11 protein-coding genes are annotated in these 13937 nt (G+C 75.7%); 3 read left to right on the top strand and 8 right to left on the bottom strand.

Annotated elements, in window-relative coordinates; all coding sequences use genetic code 11:
• Positions 1 to 157 precede the first annotated feature (157 nt).
• From ACGFIM_RS03515 to ACGFIM_RS03505, 3 genes are read right to left on the bottom strand one after another with little or no spacing between them, the layout of a single operon-like run.
• Positions 158 to 1144 (bottom strand): aldo/keto reductase, encoded by a 987-nt coding sequence (locus ACGFIM_RS03515; protein ID WP_393193935.1) that lies wholly within the window; start codon positions 1142 to 1144, stop codon positions 158 to 160.
• A 17-nt stretch (positions 1145 to 1161) separates the two neighbouring features.
• Positions 1162 to 2085, bottom strand: a complete 924-nt coding sequence (locus tag ACGFIM_RS03510) for an aminoglycoside phosphotransferase family protein (RefSeq protein ID WP_393193932.1) — start codon at positions 2083 to 2085, stop codon at positions 1162 to 1164.
• A gap of 26 nt (positions 2086 to 2111) precedes the next feature.
• On the bottom strand, positions 2112 to 3350 hold the full coding sequence (locus tag ACGFIM_RS03505; RefSeq protein ID WP_393193929.1) for a GNAT family N-acetyltransferase: 1239 nt from the start codon (positions 3348 to 3350) through the stop codon (positions 2112 to 2114).
• A 70-nt stretch (positions 3351 to 3420) separates the two neighbouring features.
• Between ACGFIM_RS03505 and ACGFIM_RS03500 the strand changes: the two genes are divergently transcribed.
• The 3 genes from ACGFIM_RS03500 to ACGFIM_RS03490 are packed head-to-tail and all read left to right on the top strand — an operon-like array spanning position 3421 to position 7321.
• On the top strand, positions 3421 to 6177 hold the full coding sequence (locus ACGFIM_RS03500) for an ATP-binding protein (protein WP_393199605.1): 2757 nt from the start codon (positions 3421 to 3423) through the stop codon (positions 6175 to 6177).
• Positions 6178 to 6215: 38 nt separating this feature from the next.
• On the top strand, positions 6216 to 6731 hold the full coding sequence (locus ACGFIM_RS03495; RefSeq protein ID WP_393193926.1) for a PadR family transcriptional regulator: 516 nt from the start codon (positions 6216 to 6218) through the stop codon (positions 6729 to 6731).
• Positions 6728 to 7321: a methyltransferase family protein gene (locus tag ACGFIM_RS03490; RefSeq protein ID WP_393193923.1), complete on the top strand. Its 594-nt coding sequence runs from the start codon at positions 6728 to 6730 to the stop codon at positions 7319 to 7321. Before ACGFIM_RS03495 ends, ACGFIM_RS03490 begins: the two co-directional genes overlap by 4 nt.
• Positions 7322 to 7339: 18 nt before the next feature.
• On the opposite strand, the gene ACGFIM_RS03485 is transcribed toward ACGFIM_RS03490, so the two are convergent.
• Genes ACGFIM_RS03485 through ACGFIM_RS03465 form a run of 5 tightly spaced genes read right to left on the bottom strand, consistent with a single transcriptional unit; the run spans position 7340 to position 13653 of the window.
• Complete coding sequence (locus ACGFIM_RS03485; RefSeq protein WP_393193920.1) at positions 7340 to 9118, bottom strand: ABC transporter ATP-binding protein; 1779 nt, start codon at positions 9116 to 9118, stop codon at positions 7340 to 7342.
• The gene (locus ACGFIM_RS03480; protein WP_393193917.1) at positions 9115 to 10824 is read right to left on the bottom strand and encodes an ATP-binding cassette domain-containing protein; all 1710 of its coding nucleotides are present in this window, start codon (positions 10822 to 10824) and stop codon (positions 9115 to 9117) included. The genes ACGFIM_RS03485 and ACGFIM_RS03480 overlap by 4 nt, the downstream gene beginning before the upstream one ends.
• A complete protein-coding gene (locus ACGFIM_RS03475; protein WP_393193914.1) occupies positions 10821 to 11834 on the bottom strand; it encodes an ABC transporter substrate-binding protein in 1014 nt (337 codons plus the stop codon). The genes ACGFIM_RS03480 and ACGFIM_RS03475 overlap by 4 nt, the downstream gene beginning before the upstream one ends.
• Entirely contained in the window at positions 11831 to 12604 is a 774-nt protein-coding gene (locus ACGFIM_RS03470; protein ID WP_393193911.1) for an ABC transporter ATP-binding protein, read from the bottom strand. Before ACGFIM_RS03470 ends, ACGFIM_RS03475 begins: the two co-directional genes overlap by 4 nt.
• The gene (locus ACGFIM_RS03465; RefSeq protein WP_393193908.1) at positions 12601 to 13653 is read right to left on the bottom strand and encodes a FecCD family ABC transporter permease; all 1053 of its coding nucleotides are present in this window, start codon (positions 13651 to 13653) and stop codon (positions 12601 to 12603) included. The genes ACGFIM_RS03470 and ACGFIM_RS03465 overlap by 4 nt, the downstream gene beginning before the upstream one ends.
• Between the last annotated feature and the right edge of the window lie 284 nt (positions 13654 to 13937).

Below are 13937 nucleotides of genomic sequence, written 5' to 3'. Positions count from 1 at the left end.
CCGGACGGCTCAGCACCGCGTCCATCCGGCCCAGCATCGACTCCGGCACCAGCGATCGACCCAGACCCCCGGCCGGGATCTGCAGCGCGAGGTCGGCGGCGGTGCGGGCCCCCGCGACGACGCCCGCCGGCCCCGGCGAGCCCGGGAAGATACCTCATCACGCCTGCCCGAGAGGGGCGCGTTCGTCCAGCAGGCCCGCTTCGCGCAGATCGAACCACAAGGCCGCGGGCACGGGGGCCGAGAACGCGGCGACGTTGCGCCGCACCTCTTCGGCCGAGCGCATGCCGGCCACGATCCCCGCGACGGCCGGGTGCAGCAGCGGGAAGGCCATCGCGGCCTGGGGGAGCGTCACGCCGTGTGCCGCGCAGACGTCGGCGATGCGGTGCACCCGCTCCAGCACGTGCGGGGCGGCGGGCGCGTAGTCGTAGCGGGCTCCCTCCCCGGGCCGTTCCGTGGCCAGCAGGCCCGAGTTGAAGACGGACGCGGCCAGCACCGACACGCCGCGCTCGGCGCAGGCGGGCATGAGATCGTCGAGCGCGTTGTGGTTGAGCAGGGTGTAGCGGCCGGACAGCATGACCACGTCGGGGCCGGTCTCGCGGACCAGGCGGGTGAGCTTGGCGGAGTCGTACATGCCGGCCCCGATCGCGCCGACCACGCCCTGCGCGCGCAGCTCGGCCAGCGCCGGGTAGCCGTCGCGCAGCGCGGCCTCGAAGTGCTGCTCGGCGTCGTGGAGGAACAGCACGTCGATCCGGTCGACGCCCATGCGGGCCAGCGAGTCCTCGACGCTGCGCAGGACGCCGTCGCGGGAGAAGTCCCAGACGCGCCGGTGCGTGGCCGGCACGGCGAACCCCTCGTCCATCCGGCCTTGCGGGTCCTGCGGCACCAGCAGCCGCCCGACCTTCGTCGAGAGCGTGAACTCCGCCCGCGGCCTGTCACGCAGCAGCTCGCCGATGCGGCGCTCGGAGTGCCCGATGCCGTAGTGGGGCGCGGTGTCGTAGTAGCGGATGCCCGCCTCCCAGGCCGCCTTCAGCGCGCCGGCGGCGGTGGCGTCGTCCAGCGGTTCGAACAGGCCGCCCAGCGGGCCGCCGCCGAACCCGAGCTCGGTGACGGCGACCGTGGTGCGGCCGAGCCGATTCCTGCGCATAAGGTGTGTCTCCCCCGTCATGCGGTCGCGAGATGGTCGGACAGGACGTGCGCGATGACGCGCCGCTGTTCGGCGGCCATGACCGGGTCGGTGTCCAGGGCCGAGCAGAGCACCAGCATGGCCTTCCACAGCGCCCAGCCGCGCGCCCGCGCCCACATGCCGGGGTCGCCGCCCACGGCCGCCCGGAACGCCTCCCTGGACGCGCCCTCGAACATCGTCCAGGCGATCACCAGGTCGCAGGCCGGGTCGCCGACCCCGGAGGTGCCGAAGTCGATCACGGCCGCCAGCCCGCCGCCGGCGACCAGCAGGTTCCCCGCGGCGATGTCGCCGTGGAACCACACCGGCCGCCCGGTCCAGGTCGCCGCCAGTGCCGCCGCCCACACCTCGGCGGCCAGATCCGTATCGATGTGGCCCTCCAGCGCGGCCAGGCAGCGGCGGGTCTCCTCGTCGTAGTGGCGCGGCGAGGCGCCCCGGTAGAAGCTGTGCTCGCCCGCCACCGGGCCGCCGGTGGAGTCGCAGCGCCGCAGCGCCAGCAGGAACTCGGCCACCTGCACGGCGAACGCCGTCATGTCGCCGATGCGCGACGGATGCGCGGTCTCGCCCGCCAGCCAGCCGCGCACCGACCACGGATACGGGTAGCCCTCGCCGGGCTCGCCGGTGGCCAGGATCGGCGGCACCGCGACGGGCAGGTGCGGCGCCAGCTGCGGCAGCCAGAGGCTCTCCTTCCGCACGGCGGGCGCGTAACCGGCGGCGGTCGGCAGGCGTACCGTCATGTCCTCGCCCAGCCGGTACGTACGGTTGTCGTGGCCGTCCACCGGCACCGGGACGACCGGCAGGCCCGCCCACTGGGGGAACTGGGCGGCGATCAGCCGGCGTACCAGGTCCGCGGTGATGCCCGCGCGCCCGTCGGCAGGCGCAGAGACGGTGGATGCGTGCTGCATGGAGCTCCGTTTCCGTCGGTGCAGGATCAGAAAGCCGGGAAGGCCCAGCCGGAAGGGTGGAAGGGGGCGCGCTCGCCGCGGAAGGCGAGCGAGGCGGCGGCCAGCGCGCCGGGGCGCAGCTCCTCGACGCGGCCCGCCGCGGCCAGCGACGACAGGGTGGTGCCGCCCAGGTAGGCCGCGCCCAGCTCGGCGGAGGTCAGCCGCAGGTCGGGCCGGGCCCGCGTACGCTCGCACGACACCGACTCGCCGCCGGCCATCAGGCGGTAGCGGCCCGCGTTCCACGGGCAGAACGCGTCCTGGACCTCCAGCACCACGTCCAGCGGCGCGGCGTACCTGCGCGCCGCCAGCGCCCGCGGCACGTCCGCCAGCCGCACCCACAGGTTGTCCATGACGGTGGCGCGGGCCGCGCGCGGATCGGCCATCAGGTGGATCAGCGGCTCGTCCACGGCCCCGTCGTAGTGGAGCTCGCTGTGCGTGTCCAGGTCGATGAGGAAGCGCCACAAGGCGGCGTACGCCTGCCTGGTCGTCGCCGCGACCTCGACGACCCGCACCGCGGGCGGCTTGGAGCGGTAGAGGGCGTAGCCGGTGACCTCGCCGTCCCGCTCGGCGTGCACGGCGAAGCGCAGCGCCGTGCCGCCGTCGCGGGCCCGCTCGTCCTCGGCCAGCCGGGCCTCCCAGAACCGGTCGGTACGGTCGACCCACCCGACCCCGCTCATGCGCGCGGTGTCGTAGACCTTTTCCAGCAGCGGCCTGGCCTCCTCGCGGCCCAGCAGGCGGATCGTGCCGTCGCCGACGTCGGTGCCGGGCCGCAGGCCCATGAACCTCTTGTCGCCCCTGATCAGCGCGACCTGGCTGGCCAGGCCGTAGCCGAAGCGGCCGTAGATCGTGGCCTCGGCGGCGTTGAGCGCGGCGAACGGCTCGCCGCCCGACTCGTACAGATCGGTGAGCTGCCTGCGCATCATCGCGGTGAGGATCCCGCGCCGGCGGTGAGTGGGCAGGACCGCGACGAGCGTGATGCCGGCGACCGGCACCGGCACCGGCGCCGTCCAGCCGGGGACCGTCATGACGCGCCCGTAGATGGACACCCCGCCGACGATGTCGGGGCCTTCACAGGCGGCGAGCGTGCGTGCCGGGTCGAGGGAGCGGGCCGCGTTGCGCAGGCCGCCCTCGCGCCGCCAGTCCTGACCGTAGGTGGTGGTGACCATGCGCGCCCACGCGTCGATCTCGTCCGCTTCTATCGTGCGCAGCGGATAGGTGGTCGTCATGCTTCGAGCCTGGCCGGATAAACATCCGCGGCGCATCGGGTCTTCTCGGTATTTATATGCTGGCGCGGTGATGGCGGAGCGCGTGGTCAGCCCGGTGTTCGTCGGCCGGGCGGAGGAGCTGTCGGAGCTGGCCGCGGCCCTGGACACGGCCGTCGAGCAGGGGCCCGCGGTGGCGCTGGTGGCCGGGGAGGCCGGCATCGGCAAGTCGCGGCTGCTCGCCGAGTTCGCCGCCTCGGTGCGCGACCGGGCGATGGTGGCCGAGGGCGCGTGCACGGAGCTGGGCAGCGACAGCCTGCCGTACGCGCCGTTCGTCACCGTGCTGCGCAGGCTGATCCGGGTCGAGGGGGCGCTGCCCGGCCCGTACCGCCAGCTCGCCCGCTGGTTCCCCGAGCTGGGCGACGCGGGCGAGGCCGAGGGCGGCAGGCACCGGCTGTTCGAGGAGGCGCTGACGCTGATCGAGCGCGTCGCCGCGCACCGCCCGCTGGTCATCGCCGTCGAGGACCTCCACTGGGCCGACGCCGCCACCCGCGAGCTGCTCGGCTTCCTCGCCAGGAACCTCACCCAGCCCGGCGTGCTGCTCGCCATCACCTACCGGCCCCCCGAGACCGGCGACGGGCGGCTCGGGCCGCTGCTGTCGGAGCTGTCGCGCCGCCCGCGCACCACCACGCTCCGCCTGCACCGCCTCGACCGGCAGGACGTGGCCCGCCAGCTCGCCGCGATCCTCGGCACCGAGCCGGACGCCGCCGTCGTACGCCGGGTGCACGAGCGCAGCGACGGCAACCCGCTGTTCGTCGAGGCCCTGGCCCGCGCCGGCGAGCGCACCCCCGACAGCCTGCGCAGCCTGCTGCTGTCCGGCCCGCGCGCGCTCCCGGAACCGGCCCGCGAGCTGCTGCGCATCGCCTCCGTGGCGGGCGGCAGGGTCGGCCACCGGCTGCTCGCACGGGTGGCCGGGCAGGACGGCGCCGGGCTGGACGCGCTGCTGCGCGAGCTGATCGACGCCAGCCTGCTCGTCACGTCGGGCGACGGCTACGACTTCCGCCACGCGCTGATCCGGGACGTGGTGTACGAGGACCTGCTGCCGGGCGAGCGGGCCCGCCTGCACGCCCGCTACGCCGAGGCCCTGCGCGGCTCCGATGCCCACGCCGAGCTGGCCGCCCACGCCCAAGCCGCCGGGGACCGGAGGTCGGCGTTGACGGCCGCGTACCGGGCGGCCGGGCAGGCGCGCCGCACGTACGCCTACGAGGAGCAGGCCCGCCTCCTCGGCCAGGTGCTCGACCTGTGGGACCCGGACGTGGACGTCGACGCGGACCTCGGTGTGGACAGGGTCGCCGTGCTCACCGAGGCCGCCGAGGCGTGCATGCTCAGCGGCGAGTACGCGCGCGGCGTGGACCTCGCCGCCGAAGGGCTGGCCGAGGTGGACGAGCACCGCGAGCCGGAGCGGGCCGCCCTGCTGCTGGAGCACCGGGGCAGGCTGCGGCACCGCCTCAGCATGACCGGCGTCGCCGACTGGGAGCGCGCCCTGGAGCTGCTGCCCGCAGGGGACGGGCTGCAGCGGGGACGGCTGCTCGGCGTGCTGGCCATGGGGCTGCTGCCGGAGGTGGACAGGGCGCGCGGGCCGTTCGAGGAGGCGCTGCGGATCGGCCGCCGCACCGGCGACCCCCTGGTCACGGTGCGCGGGCTGCTCGGCGTGGGCTTCATGCGGCGCGACCCCGGCATGCTGGAGGAGGCGCGCACGCTGGCCGCCCGGCTCGACGGCCACGACCTGCTCATGACGGTCCCGATGTACGAGGCGATGCTGCACACCGTGGCGGGCGACCACCGGCGCGCCGTCGCCGCCGCCCGCGAGGGCCTGCGCCACGCCCGCCGCTACGGCCTCGGCCGCAGCCGGGGCGCCGAGCTCGCCCACTACGCGGGGCGCGGCCTGATCTGGGCGGGACAGTGGGACGAGGCGGCCGAGCTGCTGCGCGACAGCCTCCAGGAGGATCCGCCGCCGCTGTCGCGACAGTCCCTGCTCATCCACTCCGGCCGTCTCGCGCTGCTGCGCGGCGACCTCGCCGCCGCGGCCGAGGCCGCATCCGCCGTCGAGCACGCGGGCTCCGGCAGCCCGTACGCCAGGCACGGGCTCCTCTGCCTGGTCGCCGCCGCCCAGGGCGCCTTCGAGCGGGCCGACCTGCTGGTGGAGCGGGCGCTCGCCGACCCCGACCTCACCCGCGTCTACAGCAGCGACGCCCGCCCCGTGCTGGTGGCGGGGGCGCTGGTGCAGCGGGCCAGGCTCGCCCACGGCACGGGCGAGGCGCTGCGGCGGCGGGTCGCCGCGCGCCAGGACGAGCTCGCCGCCGCCGACGCCCGGCTCGGCGTGGACGGGCGGCTCGACCGGGCCTGGCAGGTCACGCTCCACGCGCTGCTGGAGGACGGCGGCTACGACCGGGCGGCCGAGGCGTGGCGCGAGCTGCGGCAGCCGTACGAGCTGGCGCTCTGCCTCTACCACGGCGCGCGGGTCGCGCTGGCGGCGGGCGACCGCGAGGGCGCGACGGCCCGGCTGCGCGAGGCGGCCAGGCTGGCCGACGACCTGGGCGCGAAGCCGCTGGCCCGGGAGATCGCCCTGCTCGGCCGGCCCCGCCCGGCTCGGGAAGGGCTGACCGAGCGCGAGCGCGACGTGCTCAGGCTGATCGCCGAGGGCCTGTCCAACCGGCAGATCGCCGCCCGCCTGCACATCTCGCCGAGCACGGCGGGCGTGCACGTCTCCCACATCCTGACGAAGCTGGGCGCGTCGACGCGCACGGAGGCCACCGCCATCGCCTTCCGCGAGGGCCTCACCGGCCCCTGACCTGTTCGTCCAGCTTTACCTATGTCACACTGGACGATGTGTCGTACATCGACGTGTTGATCCTGCGGCAGCTCGCCCGAGGACCGGCCCACGGCTACGAGCTGCGCAAGCAGGTGGAGGCCGGCACCGGTTACGTCCTGCACAACAACTCCCTCTACCCGGCGCTGCGCCGCATGGAGGAGGCCGGCGCGGTGATCAAGACCGCGCAGGCCCAGGAGAAGCGCCCGCCGCGCCACGTGTACGAGATCACCGAGACGGGGCGCGACCTGCTGCACGACCTGCTGGCCGAGCTGCCGCCCGAGAGCGCGGCGGACGAGGCGGAGTTCCTGTGCCGCGTCGCCCACTTCGACCTGCTGACGCCAGGGGAGCGGCTGGCCGTGCTCGACGCCCGGGACAAGGCCGTCGAGGCCAGGATGGCGCACCTGCGCTCCCTGGACGAAGGGGCGCGCGGCGACCGATGGGGGTCTCTGGTCACCCGCGAGATGATCCGCCGCGGCGAGTCGGAACAGGCGTGGCTGCGCGAGCTGCGCACGCGAGCAGAGGAGGGCACGTGAGCGCGGGGACGTGGTGGCTCCTGGCCGGATACGCCGGCCTCGCCGGGCTCCTGCTGCTGGAGGCGCTGGCCCGCCACGACGGTCCTGCCGCGAGCATGGACACCTCGCCCGACGACCGCGGCACCTCCCTCACGATCGGCCTGGCCTTCGCCGTCGCCGCCTGCCTGCCGCCGCTGCTCCGCCTCCTGCCGGCCGGAACGCTGCCCCTGGCCGTCGCCCCCGCCGGCCTGGTGATCGAAGGGGCGGGACTGGCGCTGCGCGGATGGTCGATGCGGACGCTGGGCCGCTTCTACTCCCGGACCCTGCGCACCGAGGGCGACGGGCACCGGCTCGTGCGGAGCGGGCCGTACCGGCTGGTGCGCCACCCCGGCTACGCGGGCTCGCTGCTCATCTGGGCGGGGTTCGCGCTCACCTCGGCCAGCGCCCTCGCCCTCGTGGCCGTGGCCGCCCTTCTGGGCTGGGCGTACGGGCGGCGCATCGCCGCCGAGGAGCGGCTGCTGGAGCAGCGGCTCCCCGGCTACGCGGACTACCGGGCCGTCACCGGCGCACTGCTCCCGGTCGTCAGGAGGAGGGGCGGCCCGCGCCGCTGAACGGCGTGTCTTCGAGCCTCACGCGGGGAGGTCCTGCGTGGTGATCCGGCCGCCGTCGAGCACGACGACCCGGTCCACGAGGTCCAGCGTCGCCCGCCGGTGCGTGATCCACACGGTGGTGCAGCCGGCCAGCTCGGTGCGCAGCCGCCGCAGCAGCCGGGCCTCGGTGGCGGCGTCGAGCTGGCTGGTGACCTCGTCGCAGATCAGCAGGGCGGGGCGGCGCAGCAGCGCCTGAGCGAGGGAGAGGCGCTGCAGCTCCCCGCCCGACAGGTTCCTGCCGCGCTCGCTCAGCGGGGTGCCGAGCTGCTGGGGCAGCCCGCGTACGGTGTCGGCCAGCGCCACCACCTCCAGCACGTGCCACAGGTCGGCGTCGGAGGCCTCGGGGCGCGCGATGCGGACGTTGTCGGCCACCGTGCCGGAGAAGACGAACGGCCGCTGGTCGGCCAGCGCCACCCGGCGGCGCAACTCGTCGTCGGGGATGTCGCGCAGGTCGGTGCCGTCGAGCGTGATCGTGCCCTCCGCAGGCGTGAGCACCGCCGCCAGCAGGTAGCCGAGCGACGACTTGCCGCTGCCGGTCGGGCCGAGCACGGCGGTGGCCGATCCGGGCGGCAGGTCGAGGTCGATGCCGTCCAGCACCGGCGGCACGCCGTCGGGCGCGCCGGGGTAGGCGAACCGGACGCCGCGCAGGGACACGGCGACACCCGTACGGGGCCGCGTACCCGGTCCGGCGGCCGGCCTCGCGCCGGGCACCGCACTGAGCCCGGTCGTCGTCCCCGCTCCGTCCTGCCCGGCACCGGAACCGGCCGCGGCACCGGCGCCCGCCGCCGTACCCGGCGCCGACTCGTCCCCGCCGGACTCGGCCGGGGCGTCGATGATGGCGAACAGCCTCCTGGCGGCGGCCAGCGTGGTGCCGAACTCCGAGGCGAACGCCTCGACCGCCGTCAGCGCGGGCCCCAGCGCGAGGGCCACGGCGACCGACACCCACCACGCGAGCATGGTGATCCGGCCGTTCTGCCACAGGTACGCCCCGGCCAGCGCGATCGCGCACACGGTCGCCGCGAGCACGGCGGTGTTCGCGGCGCTCCGGGAGGCGGTGCGGACGGCCAGCGTCCTGGTGTCGGCGGTGGCGCGGGCGTCGAGCGCGTCGAGCCGGTCCTGCCACTGGCCGAGCGCCCGCAGCAGCGTCAGCTCACGCAGCCCGCCGATGCTGTCGGTGACGTGCGCGGCGATCTGCCCGCGGGTGTGCTGGCGGCGCCTGGCCGCCCGTTCGGACGCGCGCCGGCCGAGCAGCGGCACCACCAGGCCGGACAGCGCCGCACCGGTCAGCAGGATCACCCCGAGCGCCGGATCGGCGGCGACGGCCAGGCAGGCGGCCGAGCCGATGGAGACGACGGCGGCGGCGATCGCGGGCGCGATCGTGTGGGCGTAGAAGACCTCGACGCTGTTGACGTCGGCGGTGGCGCGCGCGGTGAGGTCGCCGGAGCGGTGCTGGTGCAGCACGCCGCGCGAGAGCCGGGTCAGCGCGTCGAAGAACGTCACGCGCAGCCTCGCGAGCACCGTGAACGCCACCCAGTGCCCGAGGTACTGCTCGCCGTAGTGCGCGGCGCCCTTGGCGAGGGCGAGCACGGCGATCAGCACCGCCGTACCCGCGACGCTGATCTCCTCGATCTTCACCACCGCGCCGACGGCGACGGCGAGGACCGCGATGCCGCAGGTCAGCTGCACCACGCGCAGTGCCGTGGAGAGCGCGAGCGGGATCGCGAAGGGCCGGGCGAACGCGGCCAGCCGGGCGATCATCGCGCCACCGCCTTCTCGGCCTCGACCTCGATGACGCGGTCGGCGACGCCGCTGAGCGCGGGCGAGTGCGTGGCGACGATGATCGTACGGGTGCCGCGCAGGCGGCGCAGCGAGTCGATGATGAGCTGCTCGGAACGCGCGTCCACGTGGCTGGTCGGCTCGTCGAGCAGCAGCACGGCGGCGTCGAGGAGCAGCGCGCGGGCCAGTGCCAGCCGCTGCGCCTGCCCGCCGGACAGGGTCAGGCCCTCATCGCCGACGCGCGCCTCGAGACCGCCCGGCATCGCCTCCACCTCGGCGGCCAGCCGGGCGTCCCGCAGCGCCTGCCACATCCGTTCTTCGCTCGCCGCAGGGTCGGCGAGCCGCAGGTTGCTCGCGATCGTGCCGCTGAACAGCCAGCTGTGCTGGGGGACCAGCGCCAGGCCCGGCCCGCCGCCCTCGGAGTCGGCGACGCGCACGGTGCCGCCGCGGGGCGCCAGCTCTCCGGCGATCACCGACAGCAGCGTGGACTTGCCCGCGCCCGACGGGCCCACGAGCGCCACCATCTCGCCCCGGCGCACGCTGAACGTCACATCCGAGACGACGTCGGGCCCGTCGCCGTGGCCCGCGGTGACCGCGACCAGCTCGACCGCGTCACCATCCCGGGGGCGGGCGGCGGGCGCGGCCGCCACCGGGCCCGCCGCCGGGCCCGCCGCTGCGCCCGCCACTGGGCCCGCCGCTGGGCCCGCCGCCGGGCCGGCGCCGTCCGGGGTCTCGCCGGCGAGGGCGGCGAGGATCTGGCGGCCCGCGGCCCGGCCCGTCATGGCGATGTAGAAGAACTGGCCGACGACGCTGATCGGCTCGGTCAGCAGCAACGAGATCAGCACCAGCGCCACGGCCGTGCCCGCGGAGATCGAGCCCGAGGCGTACCGCGACAGGGCGAGCGCGGTGCCGGTGCCGATCAGCCCGCCGTAGAACACCACGTCCGTGATGAGCAGCACGAGCTGGTTGCCGGCCAGCAGCCGCATGGTGGCGCGGCGCTGCCGCTCGCTCTCCTCGGCCAGCAGCTCGGACCGGCGCCGCGCCGCGCCCAGCAGGGTGAGCAGCCGCAGCCCCTGGATGGACTCCAGGAACTGCGCGGCCAGCCGCCTCGACTGCGTCTGGTACGCGGCGGAGGACGCGCGGAAGAGCCGCTGGAACCCGCCGACCACCACCGGCACCGCCACCACGACCGCCAGCAGCACCAGCGCCGATGTGACGTCGATGACGAGCGCGACGACCACCACCACGACCAGGGGAGTGGTGACCGACGCGACCAGCGGGCCGAGGAACCCGCCGCGCCAGGCGGCGAGCTTGGCGGCGCTCTCGGTGGCCAGCGAGGCGAGCGAGCCCGTCACCGGGCCGCCGCCCGCGCGGCCCTCCCGCCGCGCCCCGCCTGACAGGACGAAGCGGTGGATCCTCGCCCGCGCGCTGACCTCCGCCGCGCCCTCGCCGCGACCGCGCGCGACGCCCTGGCCGACGGCCCCGGCGGCGGCGAGCACGATGCCGGCCGCCATCGTCGCGAGCGCCGCCCACGGCCGCTCGCCTCCGGCCATGACGTCGTCGATGAGCCGGCCGATGCCGAGGTAGCACACGCACAGGCCGATCGCGACCAGCCAGCCGCAGGCCAGGGAGGCCAGGACGTGGGGCCGTACCGGCAGGTCGAGCCGGGATGGTGACGTGGGGCTCATCGCATCTCCTCGGGGTGCAGCCAGCGGGCGATCTCCTCCAGCCCGTCGGCGACGCGCACGCCGCCGGTGCCGTACGAGATCCGCGCCGGCAAGAGCGTGACACGGCCGTCGCGCACGGCGGGCAGCTCCGCCACGGCCGGGTCGTCCAGGACGCCGGCGAACGACTCCCGGCCCTTGCCGGTGACGTCGATCAGCAGGATGGCGTCGGGGGCGGCGGCGATGAGCTGCTCGGCGGTGACCGGCGCGGTCGCGCGCAAACCGATCTTATCCGCCACAAGGTCCCCGCCGGCCCGCTTCACGAGATCGGATGCGAGCACGTCGGCGGCGTTGATGAACGGCCTGCCCGCCTGGTTGGACAGGATGGCCACGGCGGGCCGCCGCTCGGGCTCGCCGAGCCGCGCGGCCACGTCCCGGGCGCGCCGGTCGATCTCGGCGGTCAGCTCGGCGGCCTTGGACTCGGCGCCGAGCGCGCTGCCGAGCAGGGTGAGGTTCTGCTTCACCTCCTCCAGGGTGCGCCAGCCGTTGCCGATGGCGATCATCGGGATGCCCGCCTCGGCGAGCGCGGCCTGGGCGTCACGCTCGCCGCCGTGCCTGGTGGTGACGAGGATGAGGTCAGGGGCGAGGGAGATGATCTGTTCGGGGTCGGGATCGTTGCCGGGCGGCAGCTTGGTGGGGACCTTCGCCATCTGCGCGGCGTGGCTGGACAGCGAGGCGCCGGCGCTGGAGGCGGGGACGGCGATGAGCCGGTCGGGGCCGGCCAGCTCCATGGCGGCTTCGGCCGCGTCGGGGGAGAGCGCGGCGATGCGCTGGGGGCGGGCGGGGATCGTGATCTTCTGCGCGGGGTCGCCGGGCACCTGGACGGAGCGCGGGAAGGCGGCGTCCGCGGGCCGCGTCTCGGGCGCGGTGCCCGCGGGCCGCGTCTCGGGGGCGGCGGGCACCTGGGACGCGCAGGAAGCGAGCAGGCCGAGGCCGAGCACGGCGGCGGCGAGGCGGATCGAAGCGGGGTTCACGGGTTCTCCAAGGCGGTGACGGTGAGCGAGCCGATGACGTCGTCGGGGCGGACCACGGCGCTGACGCCGTAGGCGGTGGCCAGGTGATCGGGGGTGAGCACGGCCGCGGGCGGCCCTGCGGCGATCACCCGGCCGCCGGACAGCAGCGCCAGCTCGGTGCAGTAGCGGGCGGCGAGGTTGAGGTCGTGCAGCACGACGAGCACCGTGCGCCCGGCGCCGGCGCAGCCGCGCAGCAGCCGCAGGACCTCGAGCTGGTGGCGCAGGTCGAGGGCGGAGACCGGCTCGTCGGCCAGCAGCACGGGGGCGTCCTGGGCGAGCGCCTTGGCCAGCAGCACGAGCTGACGCTCGCCGCCCGAGAGCCTGGCCACGCTCCGCCCGGCCAGATGCGCGGTGCCGGTGGCGGCCATGGCGCGCTGCGCGGTGCGGTGGTCGGCGGCGCTCTCCCGGGCGAAGCGGCCGAGGTGCGGGTGCCGTCCCATGAGCGTCACCTGGTAGGCGGTGAACGGGAACGGCAGTGTGATGTCCTGGGGCAGGTAGGCCACATCGCGGGCCAGCTCCCTGGGCCTGCGGCCGTGCACCGGCCGGCCCGCGAGCAGCACCCTGCCCCGGCTCGGGCGGTGCAGCCCGGCGATCGTGCGCAGCAGCGTGGACTTGCCCGCACCGTTGGGGCCGACGAGGCCCACGATCCGCCCCGGCGGCACGGCCAGCTCGACGTCGTGGAGCACCGCGTTCCCGTCCAGCTCCACGCACAGGCCGTCGGCGGCGATCACCGGGCGCTCCTGCGGGACCAGAGCACCAGCAGCAGGAACACCGGCGCGCCCGCGAACGCGGTCACCACGCCGGTCTGCAGCGCCACCTGCACCGGCGACATCCGCGCCGCCGTGTCCGCGAGCACCAGGAACGCCGCCCCCAGCAGCGCGCTCGCCGGGAGCAGCAGCCGGTGGTCGGGACCCGCGGCCAGCCGGACGACGTGCGGCGCCACCAGGCCGACGAACCCGATCACGCCGCTGACCGACACCGCCGCCCCCGCCAGCAGGGACGCCAGGACCAGCAGGACGTGCCGGGTGCGGGTCACGTCCACGCCGCCGGTGCGCGCGGCGTCGTCGCCGAGCAGCAGCACGTTCAGATCGCGGGAGAACGCGAGCGTCGCCGCCACGCCCGCGAGGACCGGGACCGCGACCAGCCGGACGTGCTCCCACGTACGGGCATCGAGGTCGCCCTGCAACCAGAAGACGATGCCGCGCAGCGACTGCTCGTCCGGCGCGTTGGCCACCAGGACGGACACGACCGCGCCGAGCAGCGCGTTGAGCGCGATCCCCGCCAGCAGCACGGTGGCCATGCCCCGGTCGCGGCCTGACGCGCCGATCGCGTAGATCACGGCCACCATGACCAGCGCCCCGGCGAACGCGGCGGCGGGGAGCGCGAGCGTGCCCGCCGCGCCCGAGACGATCGCCAGCACCGCGCCCACGGCCGCGCCCGACGACACGCCGGTCACGCCGGGCTCGGCCAGCGGGTTGCCGAACAACGCCTGCATCACCGCGCCCGCCACGCCCAGCGCCGCGCCGGCCAGCACCGCCACGAGGACTCTCGGCAGCCGCAGCTGCTCGACCACGAGGACGTCCTGCGCCGTCACCCCGTCCGCCGGCAGCCCGAGGTGGGCGGCCAGGATCCCGGCGACGTCGCCGGGCGCGATCGGGACGGGGCCGAGCGAGACCGCCGCCGTGCCCGCCGCGACGAGCAGCACGGCCAGCCCCATGAGGGTGGCGGCGGTCCTGGCGCGCGGCCGGGGGAGGGGTGTTCCGGGAGTGGGCTCGATCATGCGGCACCACGTATCAAGTACGACATGGCCGAGAATGATAATGATTATCGTATTGAAGGGAAAATCGGGAGGTCGCGGCCCCCAGGACGTGGCGAAGGTGAGGAGGGAGGGAGACGTCGAGCCGCCCCTCGCGCCAGGAGCCGATGCGGCGCAGGCCGGACGGCGATCAGGGGGGACGGAGGCTGCGAGAGGGGACCCGTCAGGGACGGGGGTGCCAAGGACGAAGGGACGGGAGCACCGAGGACGCAAGCGCCTAGGACGACAGCGGCGCAGCCGGGTCGCCG

Source organism: Nonomuraea sp. NPDC049309 (assembly GCF_043196965.1).
Taxonomy (GTDB): domain Bacteria; phylum Actinomycetota; class Actinomycetes; order Streptosporangiales; family Streptosporangiaceae; genus Nonomuraea; species Nonomuraea fastidiosa.
This window is presented reverse-complemented; position numbering and strand designations above follow the sequence as displayed.

What these genes read in the sequence shown, in the direction of transcription:
- ACGFIM_RS03485 (WP_393193920.1), bottom strand. Translation starts at nt 9,118, where the DNA reads ATGATCGCCCGGCTGGCCGCGTTCGCCCGGCCCTTCGCGATCCCGCTC.
- ACGFIM_RS03465 (WP_393193908.1), bottom strand. Translation starts at nt 13,653, where the DNA reads ATGATCGAGCCCACTCCCGGAACACCCCTCCCCCGGCCGCGCGCCAGG.
- ACGFIM_RS03500 (WP_393199605.1), top strand. Translation starts at nt 3,421, where the DNA reads ATGGCGGAGCGCGTGGTCAGCCCGGTGTTCGTCGGCCGGGCGGAGGAG.
- ACGFIM_RS03505 (WP_393193929.1), bottom strand. Translation starts at nt 3,350, where the DNA reads ATGACGACCACCTATCCGCTGCGCACGATAGAAGCGGACGAGATCGAC.
- ACGFIM_RS03480 (WP_393193917.1), bottom strand. Translation starts at nt 10,824, where the DNA reads ATGAGCCCCACGTCACCATCCCGGCTCGACCTGCCGGTACGGCCCCAC.
- ACGFIM_RS03510 (WP_393193932.1), bottom strand. Translation starts at nt 2,085, where the DNA reads ATGCAGCACGCATCCACCGTCTCTGCGCCTGCCGACGGGCGCGCGGGC.
- ACGFIM_RS03515 (WP_393193935.1), bottom strand. Translation starts at nt 1,144, where the DNA reads ATGCGCAGGAATCGGCTCGGCCGCACCACGGTCGCCGTCACCGAGCTC.